This window comes from Streptomyces sp. AC550_RSS872, assembly GCF_019049285.1.
Lineage (GTDB): Bacteria > Actinomycetota > Actinomycetes > Streptomycetales > Streptomycetaceae > Streptomyces.
Window position 1 is genome coordinate 106006 of the sequence record NZ_JAGMUL010000114.1, and the last position, 18369, is coordinate 124374.

Below are 18369 nucleotides of genomic sequence, written 5' to 3' on the forward strand. Positions count from 1 at the left end.
GCGGTACCGTGAGGCGCATGCCCGAGAGGTCCGACACCCCGCCCCCGCTCCCGCCCGTGCTCCTCGGGAACGAACCCGGCTCGTTCCCGCACAGCGTCCTCGCCGAACGGCATCCCGCGATCATCCAGCAGGTACGGGAGTCCTTCCCGTACGGCCCCGAGCAGCACCGCGCGCTGGACGCGCTCCTCGCGCACTGCACCAAGGGCGTGATCGAACCCCTTCCCGCCGCCGCGCACGACCGCGACCGCTGGACGGCCTGGGGCGCGGACGCCTACGCCGGGCGGTCCTGGTTCGACGTACCGTGGCTGTGGTCGGAGAGCTACTTCTACCGCCAACTCCTCGAAGCCGTTGGCTACTTCACTGCCGGGCCCTGGCAGGGTATCGACCCCTTCCGGCCCTCCAAGACCGCCGAGCTCGACGCCCCGGAGACGGACGAGGAACTCGCCGCCCTCGACGCCCTCGCGGACCGGCCCGCGCACGAGCAGGACCGGGCGCTGCTGCACGGCTCCCTCTGGGGCAACCGGGCCGACCTCGGCTTCCGGCTGTCGGCCGCGCACGGCGAGACCTCCTCGGACACCCCGCCCCTGGTGGCCGACGACAGCGAGGCCCTCTGGTCACTGCTCCCGCCCTCCGGCTCGGCCACCCTGTGCCTGATCGCCGACAACGCGGGCCGCGAACTCGTCCCCGACCTGCTCCTCGTCGCCCACCTGCTCACTCAGGGGCGCATCGCTCGGGCGGTCCTCCACGTCAAGCCGTACCCGTACTACGTCTCCGACGCCACGCACGCCGACGTACTGGACGCCCTGCGCCGGCTGACGACCGCACCGGGTGCGGCCGCGGCCTACGGCCGCACCCTCTGGTCGGCGCTGACGGACGGCCGCCTCGCCGTCCGCGCCCACCCCTTCTCCTGCGCCCCGCTGCCGTACGAGGCGATGCCCGGCGACCTCCGCGACGAACTCGCCGCCGCCACCCTCACCCTCCTCAAGGGCGACCTCAACTACCGCCGCCTGGTCGGCGACCGGCTCTGGCCGCCGACCACGCCGTTCGCCGACGTCACCGCCTGCTTCCCCGGCCCGGTCGCCGCCCTGCGCACCCTGAAGTCCGACGTGATCACCGGGCTCGACACCCGGACCGAGGCGGCGCTGGTGGCGACGGAAGGACAGCGGTGGCGGACGGGCGGGACGCATGCGCTGATCCAGGTGCGGACGTGACGGCCGGGTCGTGCCGGTGATCCGGTCGGCTCAAGTGATCCGCACCGGCAGTGACTTGATCCCGTTGATGAAGTTCGACACCAGCCGCCTGGGCGGTCCGGCCGTCCGCAGTTCCGGCAGTACCCGCAGGGTCTCCCGGTAGAGCACGCGCAGCTGGAGCCGCGCGAAGTGCGCGCCCAGGCAGACGTGCGGACCGCCGCCGAAGGAGACATGCGGGTTCGGCGCACGGGACGGATCCAGCCGGTCGGGGTCGCTGAAGACCCGTTCGTCACGGTTGGCCGAGGCATGGAAGACGACCACCTTGTCGCCCGCGCGGATGCGACGACCGGCCAGCTCCGTGTCCTGTGCGGCGGTGCGCCGAAAGGTGAGGACGGGAGGATGCCACCGCAGCAACTCATCGACGGCGGTGTGGAGTTGAGCATCCCCGGCGCGAAGTCGCTCGTACGACTCCGGGTGGCCGGCCAGTGCCAGCAGCCCGCCCGGTGCCGCGCTGCGAACGGTGTCGTTGCCCGCGACCGTGAGCAGGAAGAAGAACATCTCCAGCTCGGGCCCGGCGAGGTCGGCGTCGTGGGCGAGGGCGGTCATCACGTCGTCGTCGGGGAACCGCCTTTTGTACGCGGCCAGTTGGCGGGCGTACGCGAACATCTCGCGCAGCATCGCGGGCGAGCGCGGATTGACCGGCCTGCCGTGCGCGTCCAGCACCGGGGGACCCGCCTCGTCGGGGTCCTGGTAGCCGATCACCCGCTGCGTCCAGTGCAGCAGCAGCCTACGGTCGGCCTCCGGTACGCCCAGCAGGTCGGCGAGGTTGAGCAGGGCGTAGTCGTCGGTCACGGCGGTCACCAGGTCGACGGTGCCGTCCGCCGCGCGGGCCGTCTCCACGGCGTATGCGAGGAGGGTGCGGGCCCGCTGCTCGGCGACCCTGGCGAAACGGTCGACGCGGCCGGGAGTGAAGGCCCGGCTCACCAGCCGCCTCAACCGGCCGTGCCCCGGCGGATCCTGATTGAGCATCATGCGGCGGATGAACGGCAGATCGTCCGGGTCGGGATCCCGGATCTGGGTCGCGCCGACGTACGAGGAGTAGGTCGCCGAGTCCTTGAGCACACGCACCACGTCCGCGTGCCGGGTCACCGCCCAGAACCCGGGCCCGGCCGGCCAGCCCAGCACCTCGGACTCCTCCTGCCGGGCCACGGGGTGGTGGTCGCGCAGGACGCGATAGGCCTCGTAGGGCACGCCGGTCGCGTACTGCCGGGGGTCGAAGACATCGGGGACGGAGGGCGCGTCGTGGACGGTCACGCCCGCTCGCCTTCGTCGACGCGGTTCGTGCCGTCCCTGTCGTCTGCGCCGCGCGCGCCGTGCGTGCCGTGCGTGCCGTCCACGCCGTCCGCGCGCAGGAAGTCCTCGACCACGCGGATCAGCTCCAGCGGCGTCTCGTCCATGGCGTAGTGGCCCGCGGAAGGGAGTTCGCACAGCTCAGCCCGTGGATACCAGGTCATCCACGTCCCGCGGAGAAGGTCGGCGGACAGGGCCGGGTCCAGGGCCCCGGCCACGGCGAGCGCGGGGACCAGGGAACCCTCGACCCGTGTGTGGAAGTCCTCCCCGGCCCAGGAGTCCAGCCACGCGCGGAACGCCTTCTGGTCGCTGACGGCGAGCGAACGGGCGACCATCCGGTCGAGCCAGGCGTCCGGTCGACGGCCACCGGTGGTGAAGTCGATGATGGCGCGCCGGTTCTCCGGCTTGTGCGCCGCGTCCGCGAACAGCTCCCCCTGCTCGGGCGGCATATCCAGCCCCGACGCGGGCACCGGCGAGACCCCGACCAGCCTGCGCAGCCGGTGCGGCGCGACGGCGAGGAGGCGCTGCCCGACCGCGCCGCCCATCGAGTGCCCGACCACCGAGAACCGCTCCCAGCCGAGCCGTTCGGCCAGTTCCACCAGGTCCAGGGCAGCCTCGTTGGTCGTGTACGCGCCGACGGCGTCCTTGGCGGCGCCGTACCCGCGCAGATCGACGAGCGCGTAGGTGAACTCCGTACGGTCGAGGTCGGGGAGGACGCCCGCGTAGGCGGACCGATCGGCGAACCAGCCGTGCACGGCGAACACCTTGTGGGCGCCTTCGCCGTGCAGCTCATGGGGGAGCGAGAAGGAGGTCATGCGACCAAGGTGGCCCAGATCGGTGGAGACCGACAGATTGACGCGTCCGGGTTGGTGTGCTGGTTGTCTGCCCGGCCTGCCGCATGTGGTGATCATGACAATCTCTTGCTAGTCATGTCGTCATGCCGTTACGTCCATTGCACTCGGGAACGAGGACGGTCGCCGCCGCTGCGACGGCTCTCCTGCTGGTGGCGGTCTCGGCCTGCGGCGACGACGGGGACTCCCCGTCCGGCGCCGACGGTCGGCAGACCGTCACAGTGGCCGCGCTGCCCCTGGTCGACTGTGCTGCCCTCTACATCGCGCGGGACCGAGGCCTGTTCGAGAAGGAGGGCCTCGATGTCCGCATCCAGCAGATCCAGCAGAGCCTCCAGGCGCTGTCGGCCCTGGCCAAGGGCCAGATCGACATGGTCGCGAGCGCGAACTACGTCACCTATCTCCAGGCCCACGAGCAGGGCACCCTCGACATCCGGATCGTCGCCGAGGCGATCAGGGCCGCGCCACGGATGATGGAGGTCCTGGTGCCCGAGAACTCGGACATCAAGAGCGTCGCCGACCTCGCGGGCACGAAGCTCGCGGTCAACGTCCTGAACAACGTCCAGTCCCTCACCTTCAACGAGATCCTGGAGAAGCAGGGCGTCGACCGCCCCGTCTACCGGGCCATTCCCTTCCCGCAGATGGGCGCCGCCCTGGACAAGGGACAGGTCGACGCCGTGCACGCGGTGGAGCCTACGACAGTTCCATCCAGGACGAGTTGAAGGCCAGGGTGCTCGTCGACGGCTCGTCCGCACCAGTGGAGTCCATTCCTCTGAGCGGCTACATCAGCACCAGCGACTACGCCGACGCCAGCGGCAACGTCGAGACGCTGGCCGCGTTCCAGCGGGCCATCAAAGCGGCCGTACCGATCGCCGAGGAGGACCCGTCCGTCGTACGCGACACCCTGCCGACGTACACCAAGGTCACCGAGCAGCAGGCCGAGTCGATCGATCTGCCCGTCTTCCCGCCCACCATGGACCCCGCGCAGCTCACCCGGCTCACCGAGCTGATGGAGAAGCAGGGGATGCTGAGGAAGCCGATCGATCCGGCGATCCTGATGGTGAATTGACGTGTGGTCGAGTGACGTGTGGTCGAGTGACGTGTGGCGAAGAGTCATCCGGTCAAGTGACGTGATGACGTGAAGGGCGGCCGCCCCCGGGAACAGCTTCTGCTCGGCGTTACGGGCGTGCTGCTGGCCTTCGGTGCCTGCGAGGTTGTCAACCCTTCGGCTCCCTGGACGCCCAGACCCGCGAGGACCTGGTGGACCTCCTCCTGGAGGTCCACCGCACGGACGGCACGACGATCGTCTTCGTCACCCACGACATCGACGAGAGCGTCTACCTGGGCGACCGCGTAGTCGTCCTCTCCCCGGGCCCCGGCGCCAAGGTCGCCCTCGACCTCCCCGTCCACCTCCCCGACACCCGAGACCAGATCACGACCCGGGGCCTTGCGGAGTTCGTCGCTCTCAGGTCGGAGGTGGGACGGGCGGTCCGCAACAGATAGCACGGACCGGCCCACTTCTCAGCGCAGCTCCAGGCATCTTCAGCCCGTCCGGCGTTTGAGGACGAGGCCCTTCGGGCCGAAGCGGGGGTCCCGGGGGCGGCAGCCCCCTGGCGGGGTCGAAGGGGCGGAGCCCCTTCAAGGGATGGGACGGGTAGGGGCGGCGGGGGCGAGAGGCGGCCTGCTCACCCCACCCGCACGTCCTGCCACACCAGCCGGTGATCAGACGTCGCCACCGTCGCCCCGTTCCCCACCAGCCGGTACAGCGGATCGCCGGACGTCGGCCAGAAGACGCCGTTCGCGCCCGGTATCAGACCCCTGGACGGAAGGACGTAGTCGACGCGCAGGTTCCCCGGAGCGGTGTCACCGAAGTCGGACGTGTCGTACGCCGGGTCGCCGAGGTGCGAGGCATTGGCACCGCCCTGAAGCCTCGCCGCCTCCACCCCACCCTCACTGGCCGGCGGCGCCTGCGGAAGCCGCACCGCCGGATGGTCCAGCAACTGCCGAATCGCGTGGGCGTAACTGTCCCCGTCGTACGGATCCGCGTTGTTGTCCCCCGCGATCACAAACCGCGCCCCGGCCCGCAGCCCCCCACGCCGGCCCTTGTCGTCATACAGATAGGCGCTGCGCCGATGCCCCCCGACGTAGTCGGCCCACAGCCGGATCTCGTCATGATTGCGCCGGCCGTTACGGTCCTCGGGTCCGTCGAAGGTGGGCGGCGTCGGGTGCGAGACCAGGAAGTGCACGGTGTCGTGCCCGATGCACACCGGCACGTCCCAGTGGCTCTTCGACGACAGCCGCAGAATCGCACGAGCCTCCTCGCTGTAGTAGCCCGGCGGCATGACGTTGGCCGGCATGTCCTTCCACAGGAACCGCTGGAAAGTCCGCACCGCACGCCTGTCGATCGGGAACTTCGACAGCACGACCATCCCGTACTGCCCCGGGAACCAGCCATAGCCGTACGCGTCCTGCCCGTACGCGTCCGAACCGGGCGTCGTGACGACGCCGTTCTTCCCGTCGAGGTCCAGGCCGGTGGCGACGCCCGTGTTGACCGGGCCGGTGAAGTGGTACGGGAAACGGACCGGCTTCGCCCCGTGGTGACCGACGGCCAGGTAGTTGCGCAGGAACAGCCGGACCGCTCTGCCCTGCTCGTCGTAGTCGAACTCGTTGATCAGCAGCACGTCCGGGTCGACCCGCTGGATGGTCTCGGCCACGTTGCGTGCCTGGGCGTTGTCCGGCGTGGACAGATCGGTGATCAGCGCGCCCTGGGTGCCGCGGTTCAGCGAGGCGTTGAAGGTGGCGAACCGTACGGCCCGACGGCCGTGCCGCTCGGCCGCCGAGGCCGGGAACGCCGCCGTCGTGGCCAGTGCCGCCCCGGCGAGGGAGGCGAGCGCCGTGCGGCGTGAGAACGATCCGGTGGGGTTCATCGCGACTCCGGAAAGGGAGATGGACACTTGAGTGCGAAAAGTCTGCGCGCGTAGAGATGAACGCCACAAGGGCCGGCGAGAACTCCCGGATTCACCCATGATTCACGCGATGGTGTGATCATGTGCCGCGCCGAGGATGCCACTTGGGCCCCAGGGGTAGGGCCCCGGCCATGACGCAGCAGCCCTTCGAACTCCCGCACTTCTACATGCCGTATCCCGCGCGGCTGAACCCGCACGTCGACGAGGCGCGCGCCCACTCGACCGAATGGGCGCGCGAGATGGGCATGCTGGAAGGGTCCGGGGTCTGGGAGCAGGCCGACCTGGACGCGCACGACTACGGCCTGCTCTGCGCCTACACCCACCCCGAATGCGACGGCCCCGCGCTCTCCCTCATCACCGACTGGTACGTGTGGGTCTTCTTCTTCGACGACCACTTCCTGGAGATCTTCAAGCGCACTCAGGACCGCGCCGGCGGCAAGGCCTACCTGGACCGGTTGCCCCTGTTCATGCCGATGGACCTGTCCACCCCGATGCCCGAGCCGCAGAACCCGGTCGAGGCGGGCCTCGCCGACCTGTGGACCCGCACCGTGCCCAAGATGTCCACCGCCTGGCGCCGCCGCTTCTCCGTCGCGACCGAACACCTCCTCAACGAGTCCCTGTGGGAGCTGTCCAACATCAACGAGGGCCGGATCGCCAACCCGGTCGAGTACATCGAGATGCGCCGCAAGGTGGGCGGCGCCCCCTGGTCGTCGGGCCTGGTGGAGTACGCGACGTCCGAAGTACCCGCGTCCGTCGCCGAGTCGAGGCCGCTGAGGGTCCTGATGGAAACCTTCTCGGACGCCGTGCACCTGCGCAACGACCTGTTCTCCTACCAGCGCGAGGTCGAGGACGAGGGCGAACTCAGCAACGGCGTCCTGGTCCTGGAGACCTTCTTCGGCTGCACCACCCAGGAGGCCGCCGACACGGTCAACGACGTCCTCACCTCCCGGCTCCACCAGTTCGAGCACACCGCCCTCACCGAGGTCCCGGCCGTGGCCCTGGAGCAGGGGCTCACCCCGCAGGAGGTCGCGGCGGTCGCCGCGTACACCCGGGGCCTCCAGGACTGGCAGTCCGGCGGCCACGAATGGCACCTGCGCTCCAGCCGGTACATGAACAAGGGCGCCGAGCCCACCGCAGCCTGGCGGGCCCCGACCGGCCCCGGCACCTCCGCCGCCGACATCGGCGCGCTGCTCGCGGCCGCCGGCGCCGAACGCCTGCGTGCCCACACGCACATGCCGTACCAGAAGGTCGGCCCGTCCCGGCTCCCCGACTTCTACATGCCGTTCCGACTGGAGCTCAGCCCGCATCTCGACGCCGCCCGCCACCGCCTGACCGAGTGGTCGCACCGGATGGGCATCCTCCAGGAGGGCGTCTGGGACGAGGACAAGCTCGCCGCATACGACCTTGCGCTGTGCTCGGCGGGCCTCGACCCGGACGCCACACCCGAGGCCCTCGACCTCAGTTCGCAGTGGCTCGCCTGGGGCACCTACGGCGACGACTACTACCCCCTCGTCTTCGGCCACCGCCGCGACCTCGCCGCCGCCCGGCTCACCACCCAGCGCCTCTCGGCGTGCATGCCCCTCGACGGAGAGCAGGCCACCCTCCCGCTCAACGCCATGGAACGCGGCCTGAACGACCTGTGGGCACGCACGACGGCGACCATGACTCCCGACCAGCGGCGCTTCCTCAAGGACGCGGTGGACGACATGACCGAGAGCTGGGTGTGGGAGCTGTCCAACCAGCTCCAGAACCGCATCCCCGACCCGGTCGACTACCTGGAGATGCGCCGCGCCACCTTCGGCTCCGACCTCACCCTCAGCATGTGCCGGATGGGCCACGGACCCGCCGTACCGCCGGAGGTGTACCGCAGCGGGCCCGTCCGCTCGCTGGAGAACGCCGCCATCGACTATGCCTGCCTCCTCAACGACGTCTTCTCCTACCAGAAGGAGATCGAGTACGAGGGCGAGATCCACAACGCGATCCTCGTCGTGCAGAACTTCTTCGGCATCGACTACCCGGCCGCGCTCTCGGTCGTGCACGACCTGATGACCCAGCGCATGCAGCAGTTCGAGCACGTGGCCGCACACGAACTGCCCATCATGTACGACGACTTCGGGCTCTCGGACGAGGCCCGCGAGATCATGCGGAACTATGTGGTCGACCTCCAGAACTGGATGGCGGGCATCCTGAACTGGCACAGCAAGGTCGACCGCTACAAGGCCGAGTACCTGGCCCGCCGCGCGCACGGCTTCGTGCCGGACCGCGCACCGGCCGTGCCCGTCCTCAGCTGATCTCCCGCACCCGCGCCGCCGTCCCCTCGGCGAGCTCTCGTGCGCCGTTCGCGGCGTTCTCCGAGAGCTCGCCGAGTATCGCGTCGGCGGCCTTGAGGAGCGCGCGGGCTTCCTCGGGGTGACGCGCGTCGGCCAGGGCGCGGGTGAGGCTGTAGTGCTCCTCGGCGATGAAGCGACCGAGATTCACACCCTGCCAGTGGCACAGGGAGTCGTCTCCGGGAGCCGCCAGGACGCCTCGCAGAGCTTCCAGACTCCGTATCGCCTGCGCCAGTTGCGCGTCCTCACGCTCCGGGCGGGCCTGGTCGAGACGGGCCGAGACCCGGCCCCCCGCCTTCTCCTGCAAGGCGGTGTTCCCGGCCGAGCCCTCCGAGTCGGCGTACAGCATCGAGCCGTCCGCGCACACGAAGTACCTACCGCCGGTGTCGTCGCCCGCCACTATGCCGAGCGGGTCGCCCGAGGCCGTGCGGACCTCTTCGACATTGCCGTGGGCCGCACGGCCGATGTCGAAGTTGAAGGGGAACGCGGCCAGTTCGGCCAGGCGGGCGCTCTCTCGGAGCAGCCGCAAAGCTTGATCGGTCATGTCACAGAACGTAACAGCGGCCACTGACAACGGACTTCCGTACTCCGGATGCGGTTTCCGAAACTTTTCGTGCGGAACGGGATATTCAGGGAACTTGGGCGGTGCGCCGGGAGTCTTCTGGGATGAGGGGAACAGACAACGAGAACACACGGGGGTGTTCGACCTTGACCGACATCATCGAGAGGCTCACGGACAGCGACAGCGACAGCGACAGCAGGGCCGAGACCGGCGAGCTCACGCCGTATCTGGCCCCGCTGCCCGTCCCCACCGTCCTGCGGCCCGCTTCCGAGGACGTGTTACGCGAGACCGAGATCGCCCTGCGCCCGACCTGGGTGCGCCTGCACCCACAGTTGCCGCCGACGCTGATGTGGGGGTACGACGGGCAGGTACCGGGCCCGACCATCGAGGTGCGGCGCGGACAGCGCGTCCGCATCGCCTGGACCAACCGCATCCCCAAGGACAGCGAGTACCCGGTCACCTCGGTGGAGGTGCCGCTGCGCACGGACGGCCGTCCGCCCGCCACCACCGAGCCCGGTCGCGAGGGCGTCGAGCCCAACAAGGACGTAGCGGCCCTGCCCGCCTGGTCGGTGACCCATCTGCACGGCGCCCAGACGGGCGGCGGCAACGACGGCTGGGCGGACAACGCGGTCGGCTTCGGCGACGCCCAGCTGTCCGAGTACCCGAACGACCACCAGGCGGTGCAGTGGTGGTACCACGACCACGCGATGAACATCACGCGGTGGAACGTGATGACGGGCCTGTACGGCGCGTACCTCGTCCGGGACGACGAGGAGGACGCCCTGCGCCTGCCCCGCGGGGAGCGGGAGATCCCGCTGCTGCTCGCCGACCGCAACCTCGACACCGACGAGGACGGCCGGCTCAACGGACGGCTGCTGCACAAGACCGTGATCGTCCAGGAGAAGAACCCGGAGACGGGCAAGCCGGTCTCCATCCCGTTCAGCGGCCCGTACACCACCGTCAACGGCCGGATCTGGCCGTATGCCGAGGTGGACGACGGCTGGTACCGCTTCCGGCTGGTCAACGCGTCCAACGCGCGCGTCTACAACCTCGTCCTGGTCGACGAGGACGACAACCCCGTCCCGGGCATCCTCCACCAGATCGGCAGCGACGGCGGACTGCTGCCGCGCCCGGTGCCGATCGACTTCGACGGCGCGCTGCCCACGCTGACCGCGGCGCCGGCCGAGCGCTTCGACCTGCTCGTCGACTTCCGCGGCCTCGCGGGCCGGAAGCTCCGCCTGGTCAACAAGGGCCGCAACCAGCCGCCCGGTGTGCCCGACCCGGCGGGGGACGTGCGCCATCCGGCGGTCATGGAGTTCCGGGTGGGCGAAGGCTGCGAGACGGACACCTTCGAACTGCCCGAGGTGCTCTCCGGCTCCTTCCGCCGGCTCACCCACGACATCGAGCACGGCCACCGGCTGATCGTCCTCACCCCGCCCGCCACCAAGGGAGGCGGCGGACACCCGGAGATCTGGGAGATGGCGGAGGTCCAGGACCCGGGCGACATCCAGGTCCCCACCGAGGGCGTCATCCAGGTGACCGGACCGGACGGGAGGACGAAGACCTACCGGCGCACGGCCCGGACCTTCAACGACGGCCTGGGCTTCACCATCGCCGAGGGCAGCCACGAACAGTGGAGCTTCCTCAACCTCGCGCCGATCGTCCACCCCATGCACATCCACCTGGCCGACTTCCAGCTGCTGGGCCGGGACGCCTACGACGTCTCGGGCTTCGACCCGGCGGTCGGCGGCACCCGGAGCCCGATCCGGTACGACGCGGGCACCGCCATCCCGCTGGCCCCGAACGAGCTCGGCTACAAGGACGTCTTCCGGGTGCCGGGGAACCAGATGCTCCGCGTCATGGGCAAGTTCGACGGCGCGTACGGCCGGTTCATGTACCACTGCCACCTGCTGGAGCACGAGGACATGGGCATGATGCGGCCCTTCGTCGTCATGCCCGCGGAGGCCTTGAAGTTCGACCACGGTGCCGGGCACGGCGGGCACGGTGGCCATGGGAAGGGGCACACGGGCTGACGTACGCGCGTACGCGCGTGTGGCGTGTCACCGACGCGTGGCGTCACGCGCGCGTGGGCATCTTCCGGGCCGCGTGCTCGACCGCGGCTCGCGCCAGTGCCCGGACGACCGGGTGCGGGCGCGAGCCGTCACCGGACAGCTCCGGCTGGAAGAGCATGGCCAGGAAGAAGGGGTGGTCGGGCAGTTCGGCGATCCGGACGTGACCGTCCTCGTCGTGCCCGGAGAAGCGCAGCCCGTGCGCACGCAGGGTGTCGAGGTGGCGGGAGGGGCCGTACGCGCAGAAGTACCGTTCGACGGTGCGCTCCGAGCCGATGACCGACTGGGCGAGCGTGTCCGGCTCGATCCGGACCACCGCCTCATGGCCGACCAGCGAGCAGGCCAGGGGTTCGATGAGGAAGTCGTCGGCGCCGGGGTCGTTCTCGGCGTGCGCGACGTGGGCCAGTCCGCACACATGGCGGGCGTACTCCAGGAGCGCGTGCTGGAAGCCGCCGCAGGTGCCGAGGAAGGGGATGCCCTCCTCGCGCGCGGTGCGGATCGCGGACAGCACACCCGCCTCGCTGCGGTACGGGCTGCCCGGCAGCACCCATACGGCGTCGAAGCCGCGCACCGCGCCGTCGGCGACCGCGTCCTGCGAAGGGATCCAGTAGGCGTCGAGGACGAGCCGGTCGCGTTCGGCGAGGGCGTCCAGCAGCAGGGGCAGGCGGGTGTGGGAGGCGACATTGGGGGAGTGGTCCCCGACCAGGGCGAGCCTTGCCGTCCGAGCAGCGGTGTTCGTCATGGCCTCATCCTGGGCGCGGCCCGCACTTCACGTCCAACGATGATTACTGGACCTCCGATAAGCAGAGCTGATGGCGTGCGGCATCCTGTGCCGCATGGACCCGCACCTGCTGCGTACCTATGTCACCGTCGCCCGCCTCGCCTCGTTCTCCGAGGCTGCCCGCGAACTGGGCTACACCCAGTCGGCGGTGTCCCAGCACATCGCCGCGCTCGAACAGGACCTCGGCGCACCGCTGCTCGCCCGTCGCCCCGTCGCGCCCACGGCGGCCGGCGAGCGGCTTCTCGAACACGCGGGCCCGCTGTTGCTGCGGCTGGAGGCGGCCCGCGCGGACGTCGTTCGGGTGGCGGCCGCGCCCGACCGCGATCTGACGCTGGCGACCGCGTCGACCGCCCTCGGCCCCCGCGTCCTCGCCGCGCTCCCAGCCGCCGGCGTGACACTGCGCGTGCTGCCCCGTGACGAGGTCCCCGCGGCTGTCGCCACCGGCACTGCGGACCTCGGGCTCGTCGACGGCCTCGCCGCCCCCAGCGACCCGCTGCGACTGCCCGATGTGGCACCGCTGACCACGTACGGCGTGGGCGAGGAGCCGGTCTGCGTCCTCCTGCCCGACACCCACCCGCTCGCCGGGCGCGCCGGCCTGCGGCTCGGCGACCTGGCCGACGCGCGCTGGCTCGACGCCCCCGACGCGGGCCTGCCGCTCGCGCATCTGCGGGGTGCCAACGGCGGCCACGGTTTCCGCGGCGCCCTGCGCTACGAGGGCACCGACGTCCGCGCCCTCACCACCCTGGCCGCGGCCGGCCACGGCCTGACCCTGCTCCCGCGCTCCGCGGCCGCCGGGGTGCCGCACACGGTCGCCGTCCCGGTCACGCGACCGCGTGTCGTCCACCGGACGGAACTGGTGTGCGCGGGGGCGGGTATGCCCCGGGGAGCGGCGGCGGCCGTCGCGCAGGCGTTGCTCGAACGGGCCTGATCACGGGGCGTTCGCCGCCTGGACGCGGATGGCTTCCCGTTCTTGACCCCTGGTCAGTCTCACTCGATCGTGGCTCGTTGTGCGCCGGTGCGCAGGGTAGTCACCAGCCGGAGGCGATCCGATGGAACAGACTGCGTTGCGACCCAAGCCCCTGCCAGGTCAGAGCCCCGGCGACGGCACCAACCCGGCCCCCGGCGCACGGCGCCCGCACGCCGTGCCTCACCCGCGCGGCCGACGGCTCACGACCGTGCTGTGCGCCCTGCTGGCCGGGACGGTCCTGGTCCTGTCCGGGGTCGGACTCGGCACGCTGGGTGCCACGGTGATCGGCATGAGCAAGCTCGCCGAGTTCCAGCGGCAGGCGGGCCAGCGGGCCGGTACCCCGGGAAGCCCGGCCGAGCCGGGACACCCCGGCTCCTCCGCCCCGGCGTCCCCGACGCCGGCCTCCTCGCCGGCTCCCGCCGCGGCCGTCGCCACCCTGGGCGTGGAGGCCGTGGACGCCAGGAGGCCGGGCGCCTTGGTGGTCGGCGTCCACGTCCCCGGACCCGGGTACTCTGCCGGCCTGGTCAGGAGCGACGCGATCATCGCGTTCGACAAGACCCGCATCGACTCGGCCGCCGACCTCGCGCGTGCCGTCGCCGAAGCCCGCCCGGGCGACGAGGCCACCCTGACGGTGCGCCACCGCGGCGGCGGCTTTCAACAGCTGACGGTGATCCCAGGAGTCGTCACCTGACCACCGGGCATCCCTCGGAGGAACACGCGAAAACCACTGGTCACGTCCGGCCGAGCGGGCCACGATGAGCCCCATGCCGACCACCCTCGTCGCCTTCCTGGGAGCCTGCGCTCCTGTCGCCGCCTCGCCGGGGCCCGGCACGGTGCTGATCATCAAGCAGTCGCTGCACAGCAGGCGCTCCGGATTCCTGACCGTGCTCGGCGACGAGACCGGCGTCTTCGGCGTCCAGACCCTGCGGCAGGCGCGCCCCACGAAGGGCACGGAGGGAACGGAGCAGACGGGCGTGTGGTTCGTCGGCCGGCTGAAGACCGTGCTGTCCCGCACGGGTGTGCGCCGGCGCCGGGAACAGGCCTCCGGCGGCGTACTGCCGCTGCTCGGCGTCCGTATGCCACTGGATACCTGACACCCTGACCGGGGCGGTGTGCCAAAGTCCCGACGACAAGGCCCGTCGACCGGCTCGCGCCGCCCCCTCCGTCCGGGCAGGATGCTGCCCGTAGCCCTTCACGTGCCCAGGGAGGCCCGGATGACCGGCACCGCACCCGCGCCCTTCACCGCCGACGACTACGGGGCGCGTATGGAACGTGCCGCGCGGGCGGCCGCCGACGCAGGCCTGGCCGGGCTGCTGGTGGCACCTGGCCCGGATCTGGTGTGGCTCACCGGCTACGCGCCCCCCGCGGAGACCGAGCGGCTCACCCTGCTGGTCCTCGCCCCCGGCCAGGACCCCGTCCTCGTCGTCCCCGCTCTGGAGGCCCCGGACGCGGCGAAGGCCGCCGGCGCGCCCGGTCTGACCCTGCGCGACTGGACCGACGGCAAGGACCCCTACGCCGCCACCGCCGCCCTGCTTGACGCGACCGGCCGGTTCGGCATCAGCGACAACGCATGGGCGATGCATCTGCTCGCTCTCCAGCGGGCACTGCCCGCCACCACCTACGCCTCCCTCACCGACGCCCTGCCGATGCTGCGGGCCGTCAAGGACGCGGCCGAGCTGGAGCTGTTGGCGGCCGCGGGGGCGGCCGCTGACGCAACGTTCGAGGAGATCCGGAAGGTTCCCTTCGGCGGACGACACGAGTCCGACGTCGCCGCTGACCTCGCCGACCTGCTGCGCCGCTTCGGTCACTCCCAGGTCGACTTCACCATCGTCGCCTCCGGTCCGAACGGCGCCAACCCGCACCACGAGGTGGGCGACCGCGTGATCGAACGCGGCGACATGGTCGTCCTCGACTTCGGCGGCCTGAAGGACGGCTACGGTTCCGACACCTCCCGCACGGTCCACGTCGGTGAACCCACCGACGAGGAACGCCGGGTCCACGACCTCGTACGCGAGGCCCAGGAGGCCGGCTTCCGGGCGGTACGGCCCGGCGTCGCCTGCCAGGAGGTCGACCGGGCCGCCCGCGCGGTCATCGCCGACGCCGGGTACGGCGAGTACTTCATCCACCGCACCGGGCACGGCATCGGCGTCACCACGCACGAGCCGCCGTACATGATCGAGGGCGAGGAGCAGCCTCTCGTGCCCGGCATGTGCTTCTCCGTGGAACCCGGCGTCTATCTGCCCGGCCGCTTCGGAGTGCGCATCGAGGACATCGTCACCGTCACCGAGGACGGCGGCCGGCGCCTCAACGACACCACCCGCGACATGGTCATAGTGGACTGACCCGGTGACCGGCACCGGAGCGAGGAGACCCCGTAGACCCCCGAGCGACGACGGCGCGACCATGACCCAGGCACCGACACCCACCGCGGACACCGTCCGCCGACTGGTCCGTTCCCTGCTCAAGGACGGCGTGGACGACTCGGCCGGACCCGAGGTCCGGCCTGCCGCCCCGGGCGCCGACCCCGCCACCTGGCTGGTCGGCACCCGGCATGTGCTGCGCCTCGCCCCCGACCGGAGCGCCGCCGTACGGCAGCGCCGAGAACTGCGGCTGCGTGACCTCGTCCGCCCGCATGTCCCGGTCACGGTGCCGACGAGCGTCGCGCACGGGGAGTGGGCGCCCGGGCTGCCCTACACCCTGGACAGGAAGGTGCCCGGCGGGGCCGGTGGGGAGCACGACGTGTCCGCCCTGGGCGAGGCCGACCTGGCCGGGCTGCTGACCGGGCTGCGCGAGGTACCGGCACGGCAGGCCGAGACGCTCGGTGTGCCGCGCGCCGCACCGCGCTCCCTGGAGGCCCTGCGCCGCGCCGCCGAAGGCCCCGCCGAACGCCTCGCCGACGCCGACGAGTTCGACGCCGCCCGGCTGCGCCAGCTCACCCAGCAGGCCGCCGTCCAGCTCGCCGCCCAGCCCGGCACCGCCGTCCTCGTCCACCACGCCCTCACCGGCGATCACCTCGTCGTCAGCGCCGACGGCCGGGTGCGCGGCGTCCTCGGCTGGGCCGACACCGTCCTGGGCGACCCCGCCGAGGACATCGCGGGCCTCGCCCTCGCCGTCGGCTCCCCGGCCGCCGTCCGTGCCGCCACCCTCGCCGGCTACGGCGCCCGCCCCTGTCTGCGCGGCCTCTGGCTCGCCCGCTGCGACGCGCTCGTGCGTCTCGCGGACCGCCTCGACGGCAAGGGCGAGACGCCGCTCCCGTTGCTGAGGGTGCAGCTTCGGCACGCGTGGGAGGCGATCCTGCTGGAGCGGGTGACCGAGCTCAGGGAGGACGAGGACGGGGCCGACGAACTCTAGGGGGTGTGTCGTCACATTCCCGCCCGCCCCGGCCGGCAGCGCTTTCCCCGCTCAGTCCTGCAACAGCACCACGCTCGACTCCCCGGGCACATGGAGCACCCCGTCCGCGCCCGGCGACTCCACCGGCTCCCACGCGGCCAGTACGGTGGCCCGGCGCGGCCCCAGGGGGATGGCCGCCGCCTCCTTGGCGAGGTTGACGGCCACGCGGACGTCACCGCGGCGGAAGGCGAGCCAGCGCTCCCGCTCGTCGTAGGCCACCTTGGTGTCGGCGAGGTCGGGATCGGTGAGGTCGGGCTGCTCGTGGCGCAGGGCGATGAGACGGCGGTACCAGTCCAGCACGCGCGCGTGAGGCTCGCTGTCGAGCTCGGACCAGTCGAGGCAGGAGCGGTCCCGGGTCGCCGGGTCCTGTGGGTCGGGCACATCCTCCTCGGCCCAGCCGTGCTCGGCGAACTCCCGCCGTCTGCCGCGCCGTACGGCCTGAGCGAGCTCCGGATCGGTGTGGTCGGTGAAGAACTGCCAGGGCGTGCCCGCGGCCCACTCCTCGCCCATGAACAGCATCGGCGTGAACGGCGCGGTCAGCGTCAGCGCGGCCGCACAGGCCAGCAGGCCGGGGGAGAGCAGGGCCGCGAGCCGGTCGCCCTGGGCCCGGTTGCCGACCTGGTCGTGGGTCTGGCCGTAGCCGAGGAGGCGGTGCGCCGCCACGCGCGCGCGGTCCAGGGGGCGTCCGTGGCGGCGGCCCCGGAAGCTCGAGTAGGTGCCGTCGTGGAAGTAGCCGCCGGTGAGGGTCTTGGCGAGGCCCGCCATGGGAGCGCGCGCGAAGTCGGCGTAGTAGCCCTGGGACTCGCCGGTCAGCGCGGTGTGCAGGGTGTGGTGGAAGTCGTCGTTCCACTGCGCGTGCAGCCCGAGCCCGCCCTCCTCGCGCGCGGCGATCAGCCGGGGGTCGTTCAGGTCCGACTCGGCGATCAGGGACAGCGGCCGGCCGAGGTCGGCGGAGAGGGCGTCGACGGACGTCGACAGTTCCTCCAGGAAGTGGCACGCACGCGTGTCCTTCAGCGCGTGCACGGCGTCCAGGCGCAGCCCGTCGAGCCGGTAGTCCCGCAGCCAGGCCAGCGAGCTCTCCAGGAGGTACGCGCGCACCTCGTCGGAGCCGGGCGCGTCCAGATTGACGGCGGAACCCCAGGGAGTGTGGTGCTTGTCCGTGAGGTAGGGGCCGAAGGCGGGCAGATAGTTCCCGGACGGGCCGAAGTGGTTGTGCACGACGTCCAGGACCACGCCCAGGCCCAGCTCATGCGCCCGGTCGACGAAGCGCTTCAGCGCCTCGGGACCGCCGTACGGCTCGTGCACGGCCCACAGCGAGACGCCCTCGTACCCCCAGCCGTGCCGTCCGGGGAAGGGGCACAGCGGCATCAACTCGACATGGGTCACGCCCAGTTCGACGAGATGCCCGAGCCGCTCGGCGGCCGCGTCCAGGGTGCCCTCGCGCGTGTACGTGCCCACATGCAGCTCGTACAGCACCGCGCCGGGCAACGGCTGCCCCGCCCACTCGGTACGCCACTCGAACCGCCCGTGGTCGACGACCGCGCTCAGCCCGTCCGGGCCGTCCGGCTGCCGGCGCGAGCGCGGATCGGGCAGCACGGGGCCGTCGTCGAGCGCGAAGCCGTACCGCGTCCCGTCCCGTGCTTCCGCCTCCCCCCGCCACCATCCCGCGCGATCGGGATCGCGCTCCAACGCGCGCGTGACGCCTTCGCAATGGAGCGTCACACTTCCGGCCTGCGGTGCCCACACCTCGAACTGCACGGACGGTTCCCCTTCGTCTGCTCACCGTGATGTAGCCCGTCCATGGTGCTTCAAACGAGATCAATCCGCTTTTGAATCTTCCCTTTTGCGGCAGGTGTCGTGACCGGTCCTGCCGATCACGCGCGCGTGCGGGCCGTTTCCCCGTTTTCTGGACAGCGCGG

At 71.5% G+C, this 18369-nt stretch carries 16 protein-coding genes and 1 pseudogene; 11 read left to right on the top strand and 6 right to left on the bottom strand.

What is annotated here, in order from left to right; genetic code table 11:
* Positions 1-17: 17 nt before the first annotated feature.
* Positions 18-1211 carry a damage-control phosphatase ARMT1 family protein gene (locus KUM44_RS32590; RefSeq protein WP_217213349.1) on the top strand — a complete coding sequence of 398 codons (1194 nt, stop codon included), beginning with the start codon at positions 18-20 and terminating at the stop codon, positions 1209-1211.
* A 30-nt stretch (positions 1212-1241) separates the two neighbouring features.
* On the opposite strand, the gene KUM44_RS32595 is transcribed toward KUM44_RS32590, so the two are convergent.
* Complete coding sequence (locus KUM44_RS32595; RefSeq protein WP_217213350.1) at positions 1242-2504, bottom strand: cytochrome P450; 1263 nt, start codon at positions 2502-2504, stop codon at positions 1242-1244.
* Positions 2501-3355, bottom strand: coding sequence for an alpha/beta fold hydrolase (locus KUM44_RS32600; RefSeq protein ID WP_217213351.1), 855 nt, complete (start codon positions 3353-3355; stop codon positions 2501-2503). Before KUM44_RS32600 ends, KUM44_RS32595 begins: the two co-directional genes overlap by 4 nt.
* A gap of 122 nt (positions 3356-3477) precedes the next feature.
* Between KUM44_RS32600 and KUM44_RS46040 the strand changes: the two genes are divergently transcribed.
* The 3 genes and pseudogenes from KUM44_RS46040 to KUM44_RS32610 all read left to right on the top strand — a co-directional run.
* A complete protein-coding gene (locus KUM44_RS46040) occupies positions 3478-4110 on the top strand; it encodes an ABC transporter substrate-binding protein (protein ID WP_254390445.1) in 633 nt (210 codons plus the stop codon).
* A complete protein-coding gene (locus KUM44_RS46045) occupies positions 4107-4457 on the top strand; it encodes a hypothetical protein (RefSeq protein WP_254390446.1) in 351 nt (116 codons plus the stop codon). The genes KUM44_RS46040 and KUM44_RS46045 overlap by 4 nt, the downstream gene beginning before the upstream one ends.
* Before the next feature lie 149 nt (positions 4458-4606).
* Positions 4607-4891, top strand: a pseudogene (locus KUM44_RS32610) (ABC transporter ATP-binding protein); the annotation flags it as partial.
* 182 nt (positions 4892-5073) lie between these two features.
* On the opposite strand, the gene KUM44_RS32615 reads toward KUM44_RS32610, so the two are convergent.
* Positions 5074-6315, bottom strand: a complete 1242-nt coding sequence (locus KUM44_RS32615) for an endonuclease/exonuclease/phosphatase family protein (protein WP_217213352.1) — start codon at positions 6313-6315, stop codon at positions 5074-5076.
* A 170-nt stretch (positions 6316-6485) separates the two neighbouring features.
* On the opposite strand from KUM44_RS32615, the gene cyc2 reads away from it, so the two are divergent.
* Positions 6486-8645, top strand: a complete 2160-nt coding sequence (gene cyc2 / locus KUM44_RS32620; RefSeq protein ID WP_217213353.1) for a germacradienol/geosmin synthase Cyc2 — start codon at positions 6486-6488, stop codon at positions 8643-8645.
* Here cyc2 and KUM44_RS32625 read toward each other — a convergent pair.
* Complete coding sequence (locus KUM44_RS32625; RefSeq protein ID WP_217213354.1) at positions 8638-9225, bottom strand: hypothetical protein; 588 nt, start codon at positions 9223-9225, stop codon at positions 8638-8640. The two genes, cyc2 and KUM44_RS32625, sit on opposite strands and share 8 nt — an antisense overlap.
* Before the next feature lie 164 nt (positions 9226-9389).
* Here KUM44_RS32625 and phsA point away from each other — a divergent pair, with 164 nt between their 5' ends.
* Positions 9390-11276 carry an O-aminophenol oxidase PhsA gene (phsA, locus tag KUM44_RS32630; protein WP_217213355.1) on the top strand — a complete coding sequence of 629 codons (1887 nt, stop codon included), beginning with the start codon at positions 9390-9392 and terminating at the stop codon, positions 11274-11276.
* Between the two features lie 43 nt (positions 11277-11319).
* Here the strand turns inward: phsA and KUM44_RS32635 are convergent, their stop codons facing one another.
* Positions 11320-12054, bottom strand: coding sequence for a hypothetical protein (locus KUM44_RS32635; RefSeq protein WP_217213356.1), 735 nt, complete (start codon positions 12052-12054; stop codon positions 11320-11322).
* 94 nt (positions 12055-12148) lie between these two features.
* Here KUM44_RS32635 and KUM44_RS32640 point away from each other — a divergent pair, with 94 nt between their 5' ends.
* The 5 genes from KUM44_RS32640 (at position 12149) to KUM44_RS32660 (ending at position 16411) form a co-directional block, all read left to right on the top strand.
* Positions 12149-13021: a LysR family transcriptional regulator gene (locus tag KUM44_RS32640; protein ID WP_217213357.1), complete on the top strand. Its 873-nt coding sequence runs from the start codon at positions 12149-12151 to the stop codon at positions 13019-13021.
* Positions 13022-13142: 121 nt separating this feature from the next.
* Positions 13143-13751: a PDZ domain-containing protein gene (locus KUM44_RS32645; protein WP_217213358.1), complete on the top strand. Its 609-nt coding sequence runs from the start codon at positions 13143-13145 to the stop codon at positions 13749-13751.
* Positions 13752-13824: 73 nt separating this feature from the next.
* A complete protein-coding gene (locus tag KUM44_RS32650; protein ID WP_217213359.1) occupies positions 13825-14154 on the top strand; it encodes a hypothetical protein in 330 nt (109 codons plus the stop codon).
* A 120-nt stretch (positions 14155-14274) separates the two neighbouring features.
* A complete protein-coding gene (locus tag KUM44_RS32655) occupies positions 14275-15402 on the top strand; it encodes an aminopeptidase P family protein (protein ID WP_217213360.1) in 1128 nt (375 codons plus the stop codon).
* A 61-nt stretch (positions 15403-15463) separates the two neighbouring features.
* Complete coding sequence (locus tag KUM44_RS32660; RefSeq protein ID WP_217213361.1) at positions 15464-16411, top strand: aminoglycoside phosphotransferase family protein; 948 nt, start codon at positions 15464-15466, stop codon at positions 16409-16411.
* A 51-nt stretch (positions 16412-16462) separates the two neighbouring features.
* Here KUM44_RS32660 and treZ read toward each other — a convergent pair whose 3' ends face one another.
* The gene (gene treZ / locus KUM44_RS32665; protein WP_217213362.1) at positions 16463-18208 is read right to left on the bottom strand and encodes a malto-oligosyltrehalose trehalohydrolase; all 1746 of its coding nucleotides are present in this window, start codon (positions 18206-18208) and stop codon (positions 16463-16465) included.
* Positions 18209-18369: the final 161 nt, after the last annotated feature.